Consider the following 19,920-nt stretch of genomic DNA (forward strand, 5'->3'; position numbering starts at 1 on the left):
CGCTGAGCCTCCCCAATATTTTTCAGTAGGGAGAACCTTATGCGTCTTGTTTCTACACTTACCGGAGTGAGCCTCACCGGCATGATGCTGGCTCTGAGTACTCCGGCCAGTGCTGCTGTCGACGCCAAGCTGCTCGAAATGCTCCGCGCCAACGGCTCGATCAACCAGGCGCAGTACAACGAACTGCAAGGCGACCTGGCAAAAGAAACCAAGGAAAAGGCCGACCAGAAAGCTCAGTCCGAACGTATGAGCTCCTTCGAACAAAAAGTGGCATGGGCTGCCAAGACCCAGATCAAGGGTGATGTGCGCCTGCGCTACGAAGACGTCAACGTCGACGATCCAAATAGCAGCAGCGGCAACCAGGACCGTCAGCGCGTGCGTGCCCGCGTCGGCTTCTACAGCGAGATCAACCCGCAAGTCGACGCTGGCGTGCGTATCGCTACCGGCAGCAGTGCCGACCGCCGCTCGACCAACCAGAGCTTGGACAACTATTTCGACAAGAAATCGCTGTGGGTCGACCTGGCTTACCTGGACTGGCATCCGACGGCTATCCCGAACCTGCACCTGATCGGCGGCAAGATGCAGCAGCCGTGGGTGAACATGGGCGACATCATCTGGGACAGCGACATCAACCCGGAAGGCGTGGCCGCCACCTACAAGGCTGACCTGGGCGGCGCCGAGGTATTCGCCAGCGCTGGCCAGTACACCCTCAAGGACAACGTAGACGGCGACGGTGTGCAGTACAAGCACGACGCTCAGGTCTACCACGCACAGCTGGGCACCAAGTTCGCGCCGGTCGATGCGCTCAAGGTGACCGTGGGTGCGAGCATCTATGGCTATGACAACGACAAGGAAGCCACCATCCTTCAGTCGTTCGGCAACACCACCAACGAGTTCAACCTGGTGGAAGGCTTCGGCCAGCTCGACTTCACCGGCTTTGCCATCCCACTGTCGGCCTACGGCCAATACGTGAAGAACACCGAGAGCACCGATGGCGAAGACCAGGCCTGGCTGGCCGGCCTGAAGACCAAGGTTGGCGCCTGGAGCCTGGACTACAACTATCGCGATGTGCAGCGTAACGCCGTGGTCAGCCTGTTCACCGACTCCGACTTCGGCAACGGCTTCACCGGCTCGCGCGGTCACAAGTTCAAGGTCGGTTACGAAATCGACAAGAACTTCTCGCTGGGTGCTGCCTACCTGATGGCCAAGACCGACCTCTCGCAGTTGCCAAACAGCAATGCAGATGTCGACACGCTGCAGGTGGACCTGGAAGCCAAGTTCTAAGCTGCAACGCCTCTGCTTCACTCAAGGCGGGAAATGCCGACCCCATCCGGCATTTCCTGCCTTTTTTGTGCAAGAAATGCGTTGGCCCCATCGCCGGCAAGCCGGCGATGGGGCCAACGCTGTAGGTCAGCGTTTACGCAGAATCACGCTACCAATCGAATACCCCGCCCCAAACGAGCTCAACACGCCCAGCGAGCCCTCGGCCAAATCATCCTGGTACAAGTGAAAGGCAATCACCGACCCCGCCGAGCTGGTGTTGGCATAACGGTCAAGGATTACCGGTGCATCTTCCTCGGCCACCTCACGCCCCAGCAGCTTCTTGACGATCAGGTGATTCATGCTCAGGTTGGCCTGGTGCAGCCAAAAGCGCTTGACGTCGGACGGCTGCAGATCGTTCTCTCCCAAGTGCTTGCCGATCAGCTCGGCGACCATCGGGCAGACTTCCTTGAACACCTTGCGGCCTTCCTGCACGAACAGTTTGTCGCGCGCGCCAGCGCCCTCTTCCGCGGCGCGATTGAGGAAGCCGAAGTTGTTGCGGATGTTGTTGGAGAACGCGGTCTGCAGCTTGGTACCCACGATGTCGAACTGGTGCGCCGAGGTGGCCAGGTCGGCGCGCTCGACCAGCACGGCAGTGGCGGCATCACCAAAGATGAAGTGGCTGTCGCGGTCACGGAAGTTCAGGTGGCCGGTGCAGATTTCCGGGCTGACCACCAGCAGTGCACGGGCCTGGCCCAGCTGCACGCTGTTGGCGGCGGTCTGGATGCCGAAGGTGGCCGACGAGCAGGCCACATTCATGTCGAAGGCGAAGCCCTGAATGCCCAGTGCGTTCTGCACTTCGATGGCGATGGCCGGGTACGGGCGCTGCAGGTTGGAGCAGGCGACGATCACCCCGTCGACATCGGCAGGCGTTTTACCGGCGCGTTCCAGTGCCTGACGCGCGGCGGCGACACCCATCTCGCAGAGGATCGACTGTTCGTCGTTCGAGCGCTCTGGCAAGCGCGGTTTCATGCGCTGCGGGTCGAGGATACCGGCCTTGTCCATGACGAAGCGGCTCTTGATGCCGGACGCTTTTTCGATGAACGCAGCGTCAGACATTGGCGCCGCCTCGACCTCGCCGCGCTCGATGGCGGCTTCATTGTCGAGGTTGAACTGCTGCGCCCAATTATTGAAGGACGCCACCAGTTCTTCGTTGGAAATGCTCTGGGCCGGGGTATACAGGCCGGTGCCGCTGATCACGACGTTATGCACGGTCGTTCCTCTGGTCAAAGGCCATCGCCACGGGGCGCTGGCTGAAAAATGCGCAATGGCACTTTAGTGCCAACTCAAGGGCGAGGGCCTTGCCCTCGTTCGCGGGTAAACCCGCTCCCACAGGGCCGCCAGGCGGCCCCAAATTGCATCAATATTGCCACATCTCCAGGGGTTTAGGCTTCTACCTGAGACCACTGTTTGCTGAGACGTTTGTCAGAAATCGGCACTTTCGTGCCCAGCTGCTGGGCAAACAGCGACACCCGATATTCTTCCAGCAACCAGCGGTACAAGGTCAGTTGTTCGTCACGCTTGCCCTCCTGGGCATGCTTGTCGGCACGCGCCTTGTACTGGGCCCAGAGGTTGCTCAGTTCACCGCTCCACACCCGGTCCTTCTGCACCTGGCTACCGAGTTTCTCAAGGCGCAATTCCACCGCTTTGAGGTAGCGAGGCAATTCCTTGAACCAGGCCGACGGCGTTTCACGCACAAAGCCTGGGTACACCAGGTTGGCCAATTGCTGCTTGATGTCGTTGAGCGCCACCGCCTGGCTCAAGTCGATCTTGCCCTTGAAGCGCTTCTGCAGGCCGTGCCACAGCTTCAACACGTCCAGGGTCTGACGGGCCAGGCGCTCGGCATGCTCGGCCCAGTTGCCGCGCTTGCGCTCGGCCAGGCCGGCCAATGCGGCGCCATCCCGCGGCAGAGTGGCTTCGCCTTCGAGGATGCAGCTATCCAGGCTGGCCAGCAGGATGTCCTCGACCAACGCTTCGACACGGCCCAGTTCGCGGTACAGCAAGCCTAGCTCAGTCAGCCCCGGCAACTTGCCACGCAGGAACTTGGCCGGCTCTGCCAACTGTTGCAGCAACAGGCGTTGCAGGGCGCGGCGGTGCTGGAACTCGGCTTCGGCCTGGGTCGAGAACCGCCCTTCGCGCACGCTGCCGCTCTCCTCCACCAGCGCCGGGTACACCGTCATCGACAGGCCGGCGATCTTCTGCTGGGCGGTCTGCTTCACTTCGCTGAAGGCCCTGGCCTGCACCGGCTGCTCGCGCTTGTCGCTGCGCGGCACGGCCAGCGCCGCCTGGCTGGCGGCGACAAAGCGCGCGGTCAGCTCGGCCAGGTCGCGGCCCTCGCCGAGGAACTTGCCGTCACCATCGACCACCTCGATGTTCATGCGCAAATGGCCTTCAACCAAGCCGACCGACTCTGCCCAGGCTTCGTCGGACACGCGCGCGCCCGTCATGCGCAGCAGCTCCTGCCCCAGGGCCTGTGGCAACGCGCCCTGGCCGAACGTCATGCGCGACAGCGAGGCCTTGACGAAGTCCGGCACCGGCACGAAGTTCTTGCGCAGGGCCTTGGGCAGGTTGCGCACCAAGGCCACGCACTTGGCTTCGATCAGGCCCGGCACCAGCCATTCCAGGCGCTCGCCCGGCAGGCTCGGCAACAGGGGCGCAGGCACTCGCACGGTGACGCCGTCACGTGGGTGGCCCGGCTCGAAGTGGTAGCTCAGCGGCAGGCTCAGCTCGCCCACCTGCAGGCTGTCCGGGTACTGCGCCGCGGTGACTTCGCTGGCCTCACGGGCCAGCACGTCTTCCTCGCGCATGATCAGCAGGCTGGCATCCTTCTGGCTGCCCATGCGATACCAGCTGTCGAAGGTCGCGGTCTGGTGGATCTCGGCTGGCAGGCGGGCTTCATAGAAGGCGTAAAGGGTTTCTTCATCCGCGAGGATATCGCGCCGACGGGCCTTGGCTTCCAGCTCGTCGAGTTCTTCGAGCAAGCGTTTGTTGGCCGCCAGGCACTTGGCCCGCGACTGGATTTCGCCACCGACCAGCCCTTCGCGGATGAACAGCTCGCGCGAGGTGACCGGGTCGATCGGGCCGTAATGCACCGGGCGGCGGCCGACCAGGATCAGGCCGTACAGGGTGATCTGCTCATAGGCCACTACCTGCCCGCGCTTCTTCTCCCAGTGGGGTTCGAAGTGGTTCTTCTTGACCAGGTGGGTCGCCAGCGGCTCGATCCAGTCGGGTTCGATCTTGGCGACCATGCGCGCATACAGTTTGGTGGTCTCGACCAGTTCGGCGGCCATCACCCACTGCGGGCGCTTGCGGCCAAGGCCCGAGGACGGGTGCACCCAGAAGCGCCGCTGACGCGCGCCCTGGTAATCGCCTTCTTCGGTCTTGTGGCCAATCTGGCTGAGCAGGCCGCTGAGGATGGCCTTGTGCATCTTCTGGTAGTCGGACGGTTCCTTGTTCACCGTCAACTGCAGGTCACGGCAGATCAGCGCCAGCTGGCGGTGCGCATCGCGCCATTCGCGCAGGCGCAAATAGTTGAGGAAGTGCTTGCGGCACCAGTTGCGCAGCGGGTTGGCGGTCAGCGCCTGGCGCTGCTCCTCGAACCCGCGCCACAGGTTGACCAGCGCGGCGAAGTCGGAATCGACGTCCTTCCACTGGGCATGTGCCTGGTCGGCAGCCTGCTGGCGCTCCGGCGGGCGCTCGCGGGGGTCCTGTACCGACAGCGCGCTGGTGACGATCAGCACTTCCTGCAGGCTGCCCTGGCGGGCACCTTCGAGCAGCATGCGGCCTAGCCGCGGGTCGATCGGCAGGCGCGCCAGCTGGCGGCCCAATGGCGTCAGCTGGTTCTCGCGGTTGACCGCCGACAGTTCCTGCAGCAGGTTGAAGCCGTCGCTGATGGCCTTGCCATCTGGCGGCTCGATGAACGGGAAGGCATCGATGGCGCCCAGGCGCAGGTGCAGCATCTGCAGGATCACCGCCGCCAGGTTGGTACGCAGGATCTCGGGGTCGGTAAACGCCGGCCGGCCGTTGAAATCCTCTTCGCTGTACAAGCGGATGCAGATGCCCGGCTCGACCCGGCCGCAACGGCCTTTACGCTGGTTGGCGCTGGCCTGGGAAACCGCCTCGATCGGCAGGCGCTGGACCTTGGCACGGTAGCTGTAGCGGCTGATGCGCGCGGTACCGGTGTCGATGACGTAGCGGATGCCGGGCACGGTCAGCGAGGTTTCCGCGACGTTGGTGGCCAGCACCACACGGCGCCCGGTGTGCGACTGGAAGATGCGCTGCTGCTCGGCCGGTGACAGGCGCGCATACAGCGGCAATATTTCGGTATGGCGCAGCTGGGCCTTGCGCAGCATCTCGGCGGCATCACGAATTTCACGCTCGCCCGGCAGGAACACCAGCACGTCGCCGGGGCCCTTGCCCTCACTGCGCTCGTGGTGGGCGATCTCGTCCAGGGTGGCGAGGATGGCCTGATCGACGGTGAGGTCTTCCTCGACCTGGTTACCCTCTTCGTCCTGCTCGCTGGTCAGCGGGCGGTACCAGGTCTCTACGGGGTAGGTGCGGCCCGACACCTCGATGATCGGCGCCCCATCGAAATGCTGGGAGAAACGCTCCAGGTCGATGGTCGCCGAGGTGATGATCAGCTTCAGGTCCGGGCGGCGGTGCAGCAAGGTCTTGAGGTAGCCGAGCAAGAAATCGATGTTCAGGCTGCGCTCGTGGGCTTCGTCGACGATGATCGTGTCGTAGCGTTCGAGAAAGCGGTCATGTTGGGTTTCGGCCAGCAGGATGCCGTCAGTCATCAGCTTGACCAGGGTGTTGCTGTCGCTCTGGTCTTCGAACCGTACCTGGTAGCCGACCAGGCCGCCCAGCGGCGTGCCCAACTCTTCGGCAACCCGCGCCGCGACACTGCGGGCGGCGATACGGCGTGGCTGGGTGTGGGCGATCAGGCCGTGGCTGCCGCGGCCCAGTTCCAGGCAGATCTTCGGCAACTGGGTGGTCTTGCCCGAGCCGGTTTCGCCGGCGATCACCAGCACCTGGTTTTCCGCCAGGGCCTTCTTGATCTCGTCGCGCTTGGCCGCGATCGGCAGGCTGTCGTCATAGCGGATGCGCGGCACGCTTTGCTGGCGTGCAGTGACCTGGGCGCAGGACGCCTGGACCTTCTCCACCCACTGCGCCAGCTTGGCCTCGTCGGGGCGCTTGCGCAGCTCGTGCAGTTGCCGACGCAGGCGATGGCGATCGGCGATCATGGCGTGGTCAAGGTTTTGCAGCAGTTTGTCGATGGCGTGGTCAGTCATGGGGCTTTTTAGTGATGCAGGTGAGCCTGCTTTTTCATGATCGGCATTCGAAGGATGCGCGATTGTCGCAGATTCGAGGGTTCTTTGCTGGCTGGCCTGGCCCTATCGCCGGCAGGCCGGCTCCCACAGGTACCCCCCAGGACCTGAACGGTGTGGGGCATCTGTGGAAGCCGGCTTGCCGGCGATAGAGCCGGCAAGCCCGCACATATGTTTAGTGAAGCCCGATGTAAAGGTTGCCATTCACTGCTTTAATCAACCTTACGCCGCATGTGAGTATCCAAGGCATGACCCCCGCCCAGCCCCTCGCCCCGCCGCTTTCCCGCCCTTCGCTTGCGAAGGCCCGGACTCGCGCCGGCGAGAACCCACTGGTGCATGTGATCCTCGCCTTCTGGGCCCTGTGGCACTGCCGCCACGCGCGCCCACCGGATACTTCGCTCACGCCTGCCTGACCAGACCCGGCCGCCCTTCGGCCGATTGACTCAGCGGGACCGCGCCTGCGCGACGGTCCTGTGCGCCCATGAGCGAATCCATCATGCACTTTGCACCTGTAGAGCACGCCACGCGTTTCCTCGCTGAAAACCCTGATATCGAGCTGTTCGAACTGTTCATCCTCGACGCCAACGGCGTGCCGCGCGGCAAGCTGCTGCACCGCGACGAACTGCTGGCCGTGTACCAGAGCGGCCGCCCGCTGCCCAGCACCATCCTTGGCCTGACCCTGAACGGCGATGACGTGGAAAACTCCGGCCTGGTCTGGGACGTCGGCGACATCGACTGCCGCGCCTACCCCCTGGAAGGCAGCCTGGTGCGCCTGCCCTGGCGCCGTGTGCCGACCGCCGCCGTGCAGGTCAGCATGCACCCCAGCGAAGGCCTGCCGGCCAGCGTCGCCGACCCACGCCATGTGCTGCTGCGCACCATCGAAGCGCTCAAGGCCGACGGCTACCACCCGGTGATGGCCTGCGAGCTGGAGTTCTACCTGCTCGACCAGCAGCGCGATGCCCAGGGCCGCCCGCAACCGGCGTTGGACAACGACGGCGGCCGCCCCCGCAGCACCCAGGTGTATGGCCTGCGCGAGCTGGAACAGATCGAACCGTTCCTCGCCGACCTTTACGCAGCCTGCAAGGCGCAAGGCATACCGGCGCGCACAGCGATTTCCGAATACGCCCCTGGCCAGGTGGAAATCACCCTGGAGCACGGCGATGCGCTGCTGGCGATGGACCAGGCGGTGCGCTACAAACGCCTGGTCAAAGGCGTGGCCCATGCCCATGGCATGCAGGCGTGCTTCATGGCCAAGCCCTTTGCGCAGCTGGCCGGCACCGGCATGCACATGCACCTGAGCCTGGCCGACAGCGCCGGCAACAACCTGTTCGCCAGCGAGGACAAGGCCGGCACCCCGCTGTTGCGCCAGGCGGTAGCGGGTATGCTGCGTCACCTGCGCGACTCGTTGCTGCTGTTCTGCCCCAACGCCAACTCGTTCCGCCGCTTCCAGGCCAACAGCTACGCGCCGCTGGCGCCCACGTGGGGCGTCGACAACCGCACGGTAAGCCTGCGCGTGCCTGGCGGGCCGGCCAACAGCCGCCATGTCGAGCACCGCATCTGTGGCGCCGACGCCAACCCCTACCTGGCCGCTGCGGCCATCCTCGCCGCCAGCCACCGTGGCATCCGCGAGCAGCTCGACCCGGGCGCTCCGGTCGAGGGCAACGGTTACGCCCAGGCCACCGAGCACCTGCCCACCGACTGGCTCACCGTGCTCGACGCCCTGGAGCACTCGGAATGGGCACGGGAAGCCATCGGCGGCGACTTCCTCGGCGTGTACCTGAAGGTCAAGCGCGCCGAGTACCGCCAGTTCATGGCCGAAGTCAGCGAACAGGACTGGCGCTGGTACCTGCACCAGGCCTGAGCCTCACACCCTTCAGAACAAGGAACACCCATGAACGCAGCAGTGAACAACGGCCCGGCACAGCGCGCGCCGTCCTACTACAGCGCCACTCTCAACGACCCCACCCAGTACCCGCAGCTCAAGGGCACCGTGCAGGTCGACGTGGCCATCATCGGCGGCGGCTTCACCGGCGTGGCCACCGCCGTAGAGCTGGCCGAGCGCGGCCTCAAGGTGGCGATCGTCGAAACCAACCGCATCGGCTGGGGCGCCAGCGGCCGCAACGGCGGCCAGGTCACCGGCAGCCTGTCGGGCGATGAGGCCATGCGCACGCAGATGCGCAACCGCCTGGGCAGCGAGGTGGACGACTTCATCTGGCACCTGCGCTGGCGCGGGCACCAGATCATCGAGCAGCGGGTCGAGCGTTACGGCATCGACTGCGACCTCAAGCGCGGCCACCTGCATGCGGCGATGAAACCGTCGCACCTCGACGAGCTGCGCGGCTTCGAAGCCGAGGCGCAGCGCCGCGGCATGGGCGACCAGGTGCAGCTGCTCGACCGCAGCGCCGTTGCCCAGCACCTGCAGAGCCCACTGTACCTGGGCGCGCTGAAAAATCTGCGCAACCTGCACCTGCACCCGCTGAACCTGTGCCTGGGCGAGGCCCGCGCCGCCCATGCGCTGGGCGCATTGATCTTCGAGAACTCCGAAGTGCTGGATATCGTCCATGGCCCGCGCCCGGCCGTGGTTACCGCCCAGGGCCGCATTGAAGCGCGCCAGGTGATGCTGGCCGGTGACGTTTACCACAAGCTGGAAAAGCGCCAGCTCAAGGGCAAGATCTTCCCGGCCATGGGCGGCATTGTCACCACCGCGCCGCTGGGGGAACTGGCCGAGCAGATCAACCCGCAGGACATGGCGGTGTACGACTGCCGCTTCGTACTCGACTACTACCGCCTCACCGCCGACAAGCGCTTGCTGTTCGGCGGCGGCGCCAACTATTCAGGCAAGGATTCGCGGGATATCGCCGGCGAATTGCGCCCCTGCATCGAGCGTACCTTCCCGGCACTCAAGGGCGTGCCGATCGAATTCCAGTGGAGCTGCGCGATGGGCATCGTGGTCAACCGCATTCCGCAGCTGGGCAAGCTTTCTGACAACGTGTGGTATTGCCAGGGTTATTCCGGGCACGGCATCGCCACCAGCCACATCATGGGCGAGATCATGGCCGAGGCGCTGACCGGGACATTGGAGAAATTCGATACCTTTGCGGCGTGCAAGCACATCAAGGTGCCGATGGGGGACGTGCTGGGGAATCCGGTGCTGGCGGCGGGGATGTGGTACTACCAGATGCTTGAGAAATTGCGCTGATCGTACCGGCCTCATCGCCAGCAAGCCGGCTCCCACAGAGGCGGCGCAGCCCTTGATAACTGCGCATGACCTGTGGGAGCCGGCTTGCCGGCGATGAGGCAAGGCCGATCAGGCGATCTTCTTCAGCCCCTGCTTCTTCAGCTCTTCATCACGCAGCTCGCGGCGCAGGATCTTGCCCACGTTGGTGGTCGGCAAGGCATCGCGGAACTCGATGTAACGCGGCACCTTGTAGCCCGTGACGTTGGCACGCATGTGCTCCATCACCTGCTCTTTGGTCAGGGTCATGCCCGGCTTGACCACGATGAACACCTTGATCAGCTCACCCGACTTCTCGTCCGGCACGCCGATCGCGGCGCACTGCAGCACACCTGGCAAGGCTGCGAGCACATCTTCCAGCTCGTTGGGGTACACGTTGAAGCCCGAGACCAGGATCATGTCCTTCTTGCGGTCGACGATGCGCATGTAGCCGTCCGCCTGGATCACGGCGATGTCACCGGTCTTCAGCCAGCCTTCGCTGTCGAGAATCTCGGTGGTGGCATCTTCGCGCTGCCAGTAGCCTTTCATCACCTGCGGGCCTTTGACGCACAACTCGCCCACCTCGCCCAGCGGCAGTTCGTTGCCACCGTCGTCGATGACTTTGCACAACGTCGACGGCACCGGGATACCAATGGTACCGACCTGGTTGGCTTCGGCGGGGTTGACCGCCGCCACCGGGCTGGTCTCGGTCATGCCGTAGCCTTCGCAGATGGCACAACCGGTGACGGTCTTCCAGCGCTCGGCCACGCTCAACTGCAACGCCATGCCACCGGACAGGGTGATTTTCAGCGCCGAGAAGTCCAGGGCACGGAACGCCTCGTTGTTGCACAGGGCAACGAACAGGGTGTTGAGGCCGACGAAACCGCTGAACTTCCACTTGCCCAGCTCCTTGACCATCGCAGGCAGGTCACGCGGGTTGCTGATCAGCACGTTGTGGTTGCCGATCAGCATCATCGCCATGCAATGGAAGGTAAACGCATAGATGTGGTACAGCGGCAGCGGGGTGATGAGGATCTCGCAGCCTTCCTGCAGGTTCGCGCCCATCAATGCGCGGCACTGCAGCATGTTGGCCACCAGGTTGCGGTGGGTCAGCATCGCGCCCTTGGCCACGCCCGTGGTGCCACCGGTGTACTGCAGCACGGCCACATCGTTCGCTTGCGGGTTGGCCTCGGTCACCGGCTGGCCCTTGCCCTGGGCCAGGGTATCGTTGAAGCGCACGGCGTTCGGCAGGTTGTAGGCCGGCACCATCTTCTTCACGTACTTGATCACGCTGTTGATCAACAGGCGCTTGAGCGGTGGCAGCAGGTCCGCCACTTCGGTAACGATGACATGCTTGACCTGGGTCTTGGGCACTACCTTCTCGGCCAGGTGCGCCATGTTGGCCAGGCACACCAGGGCCTTGGCACCGGAGTCGTTGAACTGGTGCTCCATCTCCCGTGCGGTGTACAGCGGGTTGGTATTGACCACGATCAGGCCGGCGCGCATGGCGCCGAACACGGCCACCGGGTATTGCAGGACATTCGGCAGCTGCACGGCAATACGATCACCCGGTTTCAGGTCGGTGTGCTGCTGCAGCCAGGCCGCAAACGCGCCCGACAGGGCATACAACTCGCCGTAGGTGATAGTCTTGCCCAGGTTGCTAAAGGCCGGTTTGTCGGCAAAGCGTTGGCAGGATTGCTTGAGTACCGCCTGGATATTGGGGAATTCGTCAGGATTGATTTCCGCCGTAATCCCGGCTGGGTATTTATCCTTCCAAAAATGGTCGATCATGGAAGCCCACTCCTTCAGCAACAGCGAAGTTCGATTCACGCGTCGATGCGTTTATTATTGATATGAGATGGCGGTTCGTTGCAAACCGAATCATCTGAAAGCGGGCCGAGCGTAACAGCTTTGCCAAGGGTCGCCTAGAGGCCAAATCAGGCCTCACGGTCATAAAAATGACTCAATGAACGATACAGGTCATTTTTAGAGTATTTATCCAAAATGTCGCAAATCAGGCTGATAATCGCCTGTTAGAGCGGTTTTGAAGCATTCGCGGGCAAGCCCGCGAACAAGCCTCAGGCCAATCAGGCGATGTCACGCAGCTCGCGCCGCAGGATCTTGCCCACCGGCGTCATCGGCAACGACTCACGCATCACGATGTGCTTGGGCACCTTGTAGCCGGTGAAGTTGGCCTTGCAGTAGGCCTTCAGCTCATCGACGCTGAGCCCACCCTCACGCGCCACCACGAACAACTTCACCGCCTCGCCCGAGCGATCGTCCGGCACGCCGATGGCGGCGCAGTTGGCCACCTGCGGATGGCCCATGATCACGTCTTCGATTTCGTTGGGGTACACGTTGAAGCCCGAGACGATGATCATGTCCTTCTTGCGGTCGACGATGCGGGTGAAGCCGTCCGGGTCGATCACCGCAATGTCGCCGGTTTTCAGCCAGCCCTCGGCGTCCAGGGTCTGGGCCGTGGCTTCAGGTTGCTGCCAGTAGCCCTTCATCACCTGCGGGCCCTTGATGCACAGCTCGCCGCGCTCTCCCAACGGCAACTCATTGCCGTCATCGTCGATCACCTTGAACGCGGTGTCCGCAACCGGTATGCCCACCGTACCCAGGCGCGCCAGCTGGCCGTAGGGGTTGGTGCTGGCGACCGGCGAGGTTTCGGTCAAGCCGTAACCTTCGACGATGCGACAGCCCGTGAGGCTTTCCCAACGTTCGGCGGTGGCCTTGACCAGCGCCGTGCCACCGGAGTTGGTAACCTTGAGTGCAGAGAAGTCCAGCTGGCGGAAGCCCGGGTGATCCATCAGCGCCACGAACAAGGTGTTCAGCCCCAGCAACGCCGAGAACCGCCACTTGCCCAGCTCCTTGATGAAGCCTGCGATATCGCGCGGGTTGGTGATCAACACGTTGTGGTTGCCGGTGACCATCATGCACATGCAGTTCGCGGTGAAGGCATAGATGTGGTAAAGCGGCAACGGCGCGATCATCACCTCCTGGCCGTCCTTGATCAGCTTCTGCCCGTCCGGGCCATGCTGCGAGAAGCACGCCAGCACCTGCAGCATGTTGGCCACCAGGTTGCCGTGGGTGAGCATGGCGCCCTTGGCCAGGCCCGTGGTGCCGCCGGTGTACTGCAGCACGGCGATGTCGTCGAGGCTCAGGGTTACCGGCTTGTGGCTCAGCCCCCTGCCCTCGCGCAGCACCTGCTTGAACGCAATGGCCTGCGGCAGCTGGTAGGCCGGGACCATCTTCTTCACCTTGTCGACCACGGTGTTGATCAGCCAGCCCTTGGCCGTAGGCAGCAGGTCGCCCATCTTGGCTTCGATCAGGTACTCGATGCCGGTGTCGGGCAGCACCTCCTGCACACGCTTGCCGAACATGTTCAGGTACACCAGGGCGCGGGCGCCGGCGTCCTTGAACTGGTGGCGCATCTCGCGCTCGGTGTACAGCGGGTTGGTGTTGACCACGATCAGCCCGGCGCGCAACGCGCCGAACACGGCGATGGGATACTGCAGCACGTTGGGCATCTGCACCGCGATGCGGTCGCCCGGTTTCAGGTCGGTGTGTTGCTGCAGCCAGGCCGCGAACGCCGCCGAATGGCGCTCCAGTTCGGCATACGTCAAGGTCACGCCAAGGTTGCTGAACGCCGGGCGGTCGGCGAAGCGCTTGCAGGAGCGCTCGAACACCTCGACCACCGAGCTGTACGCATGAATGTCGATGGTGGAAGGCACGCCCGCCGGGCGCTTGTCATTCCAGAAGTCGGCTTGCATTTATTATTGTTCCTCTGCCTGGTGCCGCTTTGAGCCTCTAATCCCTTTGCCTGGTGGCAAAAAGGCGTTGAACCGACGTTAGCAGGTAAGCCCAAGGCGGCATATACGCCAAGTGCCGCCATTAACATTGTGAATCTTATTTGTGCCCTTCCTGCAATCCGGCCGCTTGTGCATACACTGTGCTCGTACCCCTGCGCAAAGGACCCGCCATGCCACACGACGCCTTCTGGCTGCCCGCCAGCGAGCATTGCAGCCTGTACGTGCATCAATGGCTGCCGGCCACGCCGGTCAAGGCCGTGGTGCTGCTGGCGCATGGCATGGCCGAACATGCCGGGCGCTACCAGCACCTTGGCCAAGCACTGAGCACCGCCGGTTTCGCCCTGATCGCCGCTGACCTGCGCGGCCACGGCCGCACCGCCGAACTGGGCAACCTCGGCCTGTTCGCCCGGCAACATGGCTGGAATGCCGTGGTCAACGACCTCGGCCTGCTGGCCCAGCACATCGGCCAGCAGTTCCCCTGCACGCCACTGTTCCTCTTTGGCCACAGCATGGGCAGCTACATCGCCCAGGCCTACCTGATGCACCACAGTGGCAGCGTGCAGGGGGCGATTCTCAGTGGCTCCAACTTCCAGCCGGCCACGCTGTACCGCACCGCGCGCCTGATCGCCCGCCTGGAGGCCTGGCGTCAGGGCCCACTGGGCAAAAGCGCGTTGATCGACTGGCTGTCGTTCGGCTCGTTCAACAAGGCCTTCAAGCCCAACCGCACGGCGTTCGACTGGCTCAGCCGCAACCCCGCGGAGGTCGACAAGTACGTAAGCGACCCACTGTGCGGCTTTCGTTGCAGCAACCAGCTGTGGCTAGACCTGCTACAGGGCCTGGCGCAGATCAGCCTGAAAAGCAACCTGGCGCAGATCGATCCGAACCTGCCGTTGCTGGTGATTGGCGGAGAATGTGATCCGGTGAGTGCCGGCAAGCGTCTCACCCATCTTGCCGACGCCCTGCGCGCGACCGGCAATCGACATGTACAGCTGCGCGTCTATCCTGAGGCGCGGCACGAAGTGCTCAACGAACTCAATCGGGACGAGGTCACCGCCGATATTCTCGCGTGGCTGGAGCAGGCGCTGGCCCTTGGCCGCCCTGTCCGCAGTGAATGATGTCGGCCTTGTCCGCCTATCAAGGAAACGCCAATGACCCAGGTCACCAACACGCCTTACGAAGCTCTAGAAGTCGGGCAGAAAGCCAGTTACGAAAAGTTTGTTGAAGAACGCGACATCCAGCTGTTCGCCGCGATGTCCGGTGACCACAACCCGGTGCACCTGGATGCCGAATTCGCAGCCAAGAGCATGTTCCGCGAGCGCATCGCCCATGGCATGTTCAGCGGCGCGCTGATCAGTGCGGCGGTTGCCTGCACCCTGCCTGGCCCTGGCACCATCTACCTGGGGCAGCAGATGAGCTTCCAGAAACCGGTGAAAATCGGCGACACGCTGACCGTGCGCCTGGAAATCCTCGAGAAGCTGCCCAAGTTCAAGGTGCGCATCGCCACCAACGTGTACAACCAGAACGATGAACTGGTGGTCCAGGGCGAGGCCGAGATTCTGGCGCCGCGCAAGCAGCAGACCGTCGAGCTGGTATCGCCGCCGAACTTCGTGGCCAGCTGATAGGTGGGCTTGATTCTTCGCGGGCAAGCCCGCTCCCACAGGCACAGCGCCACCCCTTGGCCCCGTGCTGAACCGGTGGGAGCGGGCTTGCCCGCGAAGGGGCCGATTCAGTCCAACGCCCGCAACCGCCGTTCGATATGCCTGCGCTCCGGCTGCTGTCGGGTCAGCACCAATGCCTGCCGCCAAGCCTCACGCGCTTCTTCGACATGACCCAGCTGCTGATGCAGCTCCGCCCGCGCCGCATGCGCGAGGTGATAATCGCCCAACTCTCCCCCCGCCAGAATCGCTTCAACCGCTACCAACCCCGCCTGCGGCCCATCCCGTTTGGCCAGCGCCACCGCGCGGTTGAGCGCCACCACCGCTGACGGCCAGTGCCGCAACAGCACATCGTACAGCCCGACAATCTCGGCCCAGTCCGTCTCTTCTGCCGTGGCCGCCTCGGCATGCACTGCCGCTATCGCCGCCTGCACCGTATAGGCACCGATCGCCCGGCTACTCAACGCCAGCCGCACCAGCTCGCAACCTTCGCTGATCTGCGCACGGTCCCACAGGCTGCGATCCTGCTGGTCGAGCAGCACCAGGTTGCCCTCGGCGTCGCTGCGTGCGCACTGACGTGAGGCCTGCAACAACATCAGCGCAAGCAGACCAACCGCCTCCGGGTCCGGCAACAGTTGCACCAGCAAACGGCCAAGGCGGATCGCCTCGTCGCTCAATTCCTGTTGCAGCAACGCCTCGCCCGAGGAAGCCGAGTATCCCTCGTTGAATACCAGGTAGATGACCCGCAGCACGCTTTCCAGCCGTTCAGGCAATTCATGCAGCTCTGGCACCTGATACGGGATGCGCGCATCACGGATCTTGGCCTTGGCGCGGACAATGCGCTGGGCAATGGTGGCCGGGGTCTGCAGAAAGGCGCGGGCGATCTGCTCGGTGGTCAGGTCGCAGACTTCACGCAGGGTCAGCGGCACCTGGGCATCGGCCGCCAGGGCCGGGTGGCAGCAGGTGAAGATCAGCCGCAGGCGGTCGTCAGCCAGCAACTCCTCCTCGCTCGGGTCTTGCCCCTGGCCTTCGATGAGCATGATCAGGTCTGCCTGCGAACGGTCGAATCGCGCGCGCCGCCGCACGGCATCGATGGCCTTGAAGCGGCCGGTCGACACCAGCCACGCCCGTGGGCTGTGCGGGATGCCGTCGCGCTGCCAACGCTCGACGGCAATGAAGAAGGCATCGTGCATGGCCTCCTCAGCCAGGTCGAAATCGCCCAGCAGGCGGATCAGCGTCGCCAGGATGCGCCGTGAATCACGGCGGTAGACCGCCTCGACTTCGGCGCGCACCTGCGCCAGCGTCGTCATCAGTCCGGCATCCGCTGGGTGACGACCTCCACCAAGCGATCCAGGCTTTCTCCCCAGCCCTGGTGAAAGCCCATTTCTTCATGGGCCTGGCTGTCGGCGGCGCTCCAGTGCCAGGCACGGGCGGTGTAGCGGGTCTTGCCCTGCTCCTCGTCAAAGGTCACCACCGCGGTCATGAAGGCTTTGGCCGAAGGCACCCAGCCGGGCCCGAAGGCGTCGGTGAATACCAGCCGGCGCGGCGCGGCGATTTCCAGGAACACGCCCTGGGTCGGGTACTCGGTGCCATCGGGCGCGCGCATCAGGGTACGGAACAGGCCGCCGACCCAGAGCTGCATTTCGCATTCGGGGGTGGTCATGCCGTGCGGCCCCCACCATTGCATCAGCCACTCGGGCTCGGTCCAGGCACGGAACACCTTGGCGGGCGGGGCGTCGATCAGGCGGCTGATGGACAACTCGTGCTGCGCTTGCGCAGGTTGGGCAAGGCTCATTCTTGTTGTTCTCCGTTGCTGTCAGGGTTGCAGTTCGCGCACTGGCCGTACTTCAACGCTGCCGACCCGTGCGGCCGGGATGCCCTTGGCGATGTTCAATGCCTCGTTGAGGTCGCGGGCATCGACCAGATAAAAGCCCGCCAGCTGCTCCTTGGTTTCGGCGAACGGGCCATCGGTCAGGCTCATGCGGCCACCCCGCATGCGCACCGTGGTGGCGGTCTGCACCGGTTTCAGCGCTTCGGCCGCGAGCATGCGCCCTGAGCCCTGCAGCGACTCGGCGTAAGCCATACATTCGGCGTCTTCCGGGCTGTCCGGCAGGCTGTGCAGCAGCCCTTCGTCACAATAGACCAGGCACAGGTATTTCATGATCGTCTCCACGGCGTTGGCTTCGTACGTTTGGCGATAGCGGCTCAGGGCTTGAGATCGAACAGTGCTTTCTGGGTTTCCATGTCGAAGGGTGCCGACCAGTGTTCGTGGATCACCTGCCACTGCCCGCCGACCTTGCGGTAGCCGACAGTGACGCGCATGAAGCCGCATTGGCTCTCGTCATCCGAAGGGCCGCAGCGGTTCAGCCAATGGGCCAGGCCCAGGTCGCCATCGGCATGCACGGTCAACTGGGCCAGTTCGAAGACCATCGGGCCGGTGCACAAGCCCATGCACATTTCCCAGTGTGCCTGGTACACGGCCTTGCCCTTGAATTGCAGTGCTTTGATGGCATCGAAGGCGACGATCTCTTCGGCATAGGGGGCGGTGATGCCCTGGATGTCGCGGTCACGCACGGCCTGCATCCAGCGCTCGATCAGTTGGCGGATTTCGCGTTCGGCTTGGGAGTTCATGGGTGTTCTCTCCTAAGTGGTGAGGGGCGCCGGGTTTGCAGCGCCTTCAACACTGGTCGAACGGGGTGGCGGGGAATCGACACCCGGTGGGAAGCGGCCGACAGACGGTGGCCGTCCTCCCCCGCAACTGCCTGCCTACACCGCCGGGCTCACGAGTATGAATTCACGGTAGCCCGAAACGATCACGTACACCGCGAAATAGCAGAAGATCGCCGCCGACAGCAGGTACGACCAGGTCAGCAGTCGGTCCCCAAGCAAGCGCCCGCCATGGCTGGCAATACCGCAAATGCTCATGCACCAGACCAATCCAGCGGCGAAGAAGCCGCCAAGGAACAATCCCGCATCGAGCAAGCTGCCACCGCCTGAGCGGGAAATGAGTACCCCGCCGACAGCGGCAAACCACAAAATGGCGGTGGGCGATGACATGGCCAGGAAGATGCCGCGCAAGAACTCGCGCCAGGCCGACTCCACCACCACCTCGCTGCGCGCCTCCATATGCCCGCCGCGCCAGGCCGCCAGCAACATCTTCAACGCGAACCACACGAGCAGCGCCGAACCGCCCAGCCACAGGGTCCAGCGTACGCTTTCGAACTGCAGCAGCACGGTCATGCCGGCCAGCGCTGCGATGGCGTAGACCAGGTCGCCTACGCACGTCCCCAGGCCGAGCCAGAAGCCTTGCAGGAAGCCGCGCTGCATCGCGAGGGTGATCATGGCGATATTGGCAATGCCGATATCCAGGCACAGGGACAGGCTGAGGAGAAAACCGTTGGAGAAAGGCATTGAGTACTCGATGACCGGCCAATTGGGCGCGGTAGAGCCTGCCACGAGTGATCGCGGGATTGGAAGCGTAAATGCCCAAGCGCGGCACGAAACCTGAACTGCCCCCAGAAAGGTGGACAGTTTCAGCTAGCGGCCTGGACCCTATAAACGACAGGGCTCAGGCCACCCACCTCACGCCTGCATCAATCGATACCTGCCAGCACCCGCGCATAAAGGGTCCGATCCACATTCGACCCGCTCAGCACCACTGCCACCCGCTTACCCGTTTGCCGCCCACGCTCCTGCATCAGTGCCGCCAGCGCAGCAGCGCCCGCCCCTTCGGCGGTGTTGTGCGTGGCTTCGTGGTAAACCCGCATGGCTGCGGCGACTTCATTGTCGGTAACCCGCACGATTCGCGCGGCGTGTTCACGCACAAGTGCAAAGGCCTCCTGGTGCGGCACCCGGCAGGCCATGCCATCGGCGAAAGTCTCGGCGGTGGCAGTGGTGACGATGCGGCCCTGCTCGACGCTTTGCGCATAGGCATCGGCGGCGCTGGACACCACGCCGACGATCTCGGTGTTCAGGCCCAGCAGGTTACGCGCCTGGATCAGCCCGCAGATCCCCGAGCCCATGCCGATCGGCACATACACGCAGTCCAGGTCTCGCACCGCCTCGAACAGCTCCAAGGCATAGGTGGCTACCCCACGTACCAGTTCCGGGTGGAACGATGGCACCATCGCATACCCCAGTTCGCCTGCCAGCCGGGCGGCTTCCTCGCGGGCCACGTCAAAATCGACACCGTGCTCCACCAGTTCGGCTCCCAGTGCACGCATGGCAGCGTTTTTCTCCCTGGAATTGCCTTCAGGTACGACGATCACCAGAGGTATGCCAGCCTGGCGTGCCGCCAAGGCCATGCTCTGGCCATGATTGCCGCGAGTGGCCGTGACCAGCCCGCGGGGTGGCTCGCCGCTCGCCAACAGTGAACGCACATACACCAACCCGCCACGCACCTTGAACGCCCCGGTAGGCGCGTGGTTCTCGTGCTTCACCCACACCTGGCAGCCCAGCCGTTCGGCCAGCAAAGGCCAGGCGTGCTGAGGGGTGGCGGGTACATGCTGGTGGACGAAATCGGCGGCTTCGCGCAGGGCGGCAAGGTCGAACATGGCGATAAATCCTTCATCGGTCGGTGGTTGATCCGA

At 63.8% G+C, this 19,920-nt stretch carries 15 protein-coding genes; 5 read left to right on the forward strand and 10 right to left on the reverse strand.

The genetic code is table 11. The features are described 5' to 3' along the window. The first annotated feature begins 39 nt into the window (after positions 1-39). Positions 40-1,284 (forward strand): putative porin, encoded by a 1,245-nt coding sequence (locus ACIPIJ_RS01480; RefSeq protein ID WP_401072039.1) that lies wholly within the window; start codon positions 40-42, stop codon positions 1,282-1,284. Between the two features lie 126 nt (positions 1,285-1,410). On the opposite strand, the gene ACIPIJ_RS01485 is transcribed toward ACIPIJ_RS01480, so the two are convergent. Beyond that, positions 1,411-2,532 (reverse strand): beta-ketoacyl-ACP synthase III, encoded by a 1,122-nt coding sequence (locus ACIPIJ_RS01485; protein ID WP_401072041.1) that lies wholly within the window; start codon positions 2,530-2,532, stop codon positions 1,411-1,413. 173 nt (positions 2,533-2,705) lie between these two features. Beyond that, on the reverse strand, positions 2,706-6,611 hold the full coding sequence (hrpA, locus tag ACIPIJ_RS01490; protein ID WP_401072043.1) for an ATP-dependent RNA helicase HrpA: 3,906 nt from the start codon (positions 6,609-6,611) through the stop codon (positions 2,706-2,708). A gap of 532 nt (positions 6,612-7,143) precedes the next feature. Here hrpA and ACIPIJ_RS01495 point away from each other — a divergent pair. Next, complete coding sequence (locus ACIPIJ_RS01495; RefSeq protein ID WP_401073391.1) at positions 7,144-8,508, forward strand: glutamine synthetase family protein; 1,365 nt, start codon at positions 7,144-7,146, stop codon at positions 8,506-8,508. Between the two features lie 30 nt (positions 8,509-8,538). Further along, a complete protein-coding gene (locus ACIPIJ_RS01500) occupies positions 8,539-9,846 on the forward strand; it encodes an NAD(P)/FAD-dependent oxidoreductase (RefSeq protein WP_401072045.1) in 1,308 nt (435 codons plus the stop codon). A 108-nt stretch (positions 9,847-9,954) separates the two neighbouring features. On the opposite strand, the gene fadD1 is transcribed toward ACIPIJ_RS01500, so the two are convergent. Both fadD1 and fadD2 read right to left on the reverse strand, forming a co-directional pair. Continuing rightward, the gene (gene fadD1 / locus ACIPIJ_RS01505; protein ID WP_401072047.1) at positions 9,955-11,652 is read right to left on the reverse strand and encodes a long-chain-fatty-acid--CoA ligase FadD1; all 1,698 of its coding nucleotides are present in this window, start codon (positions 11,650-11,652) and stop codon (positions 9,955-9,957) included. Positions 11,653-11,948: 296 nt separating this feature from the next. After that, positions 11,949-13,637 (reverse strand): long-chain-fatty-acid--CoA ligase FadD2, encoded by a 1,689-nt coding sequence (gene fadD2 / locus ACIPIJ_RS01510; protein ID WP_401072049.1) that lies wholly within the window; start codon positions 13,635-13,637, stop codon positions 11,949-11,951. 209 nt (positions 13,638-13,846) lie between these two features. Here fadD2 and ACIPIJ_RS01515 point away from each other — a divergent pair, with 209 nt between their 5' ends. Further along, positions 13,847-14,791 (forward strand): lysophospholipase, encoded by a 945-nt coding sequence (locus ACIPIJ_RS01515; RefSeq protein WP_401072051.1) that lies wholly within the window; start codon positions 13,847-13,849, stop codon positions 14,789-14,791. 33 nt (positions 14,792-14,824) lie between these two features. Next, a complete protein-coding gene (locus tag ACIPIJ_RS01520) occupies positions 14,825-15,295 on the forward strand; it encodes a MaoC family dehydratase (protein ID WP_401072053.1) in 471 nt (156 codons plus the stop codon). A gap of 107 nt (positions 15,296-15,402) precedes the next feature. Here ACIPIJ_RS01520 and ACIPIJ_RS01525 read toward each other — a convergent pair whose 3' ends face one another. The 6 genes from ACIPIJ_RS01525 to ACIPIJ_RS01550 form a co-directional block, all read right to left on the reverse strand. Beyond that, positions 15,403-16,641 carry an RNA polymerase sigma factor gene (locus ACIPIJ_RS01525; RefSeq protein ID WP_401072055.1) on the reverse strand — a complete coding sequence of 413 codons (1,239 nt, stop codon included), beginning with the start codon at positions 16,639-16,641 and terminating at the stop codon, positions 15,403-15,405. Next, complete coding sequence (locus tag ACIPIJ_RS01530; RefSeq protein ID WP_401072057.1) at positions 16,641-17,126, reverse strand: SRPBCC family protein; 486 nt, start codon at positions 17,124-17,126, stop codon at positions 16,641-16,643. The genes ACIPIJ_RS01525 and ACIPIJ_RS01530 overlap by 1 nt, the downstream gene beginning before the upstream one ends. A 21-nt stretch (positions 17,127-17,147) precedes the next feature. Next, complete coding sequence (locus ACIPIJ_RS01535; protein WP_401072059.1) at positions 17,148-17,492, reverse strand: YciI family protein; 345 nt, start codon at positions 17,490-17,492, stop codon at positions 17,148-17,150. Positions 17,493-17,536: 44 nt separating this feature from the next. Further along, positions 17,537-17,962: a YybH family protein gene (locus tag ACIPIJ_RS01540; RefSeq protein WP_401072061.1), complete on the reverse strand. Its 426-nt coding sequence runs from the start codon at positions 17,960-17,962 to the stop codon at positions 17,537-17,539. Between the two features lie 135 nt (positions 17,963-18,097). Continuing rightward, positions 18,098-18,742, reverse strand: a complete 645-nt coding sequence (locus tag ACIPIJ_RS01545; RefSeq protein WP_401072063.1) for a LysE family translocator — start codon at positions 18,740-18,742, stop codon at positions 18,098-18,100. A gap of 182 nt (positions 18,743-18,924) precedes the next feature. Further along, positions 18,925-19,884, reverse strand: a complete 960-nt coding sequence (locus tag ACIPIJ_RS01550) for a threonine dehydratase (RefSeq protein WP_401072065.1) — start codon at positions 19,882-19,884, stop codon at positions 18,925-18,927. Between the last annotated feature and the right edge of the window lie 36 nt (positions 19,885-19,920).

The sequence above is a fragment of the Pseudomonas sp. NPDC087185 genome (assembly GCF_044744955.1).
In the GTDB taxonomy this organism is placed as follows: Bacteria; Pseudomonadota; Gammaproteobacteria; order Pseudomonadales; family Pseudomonadaceae; genus Aquipseudomonas.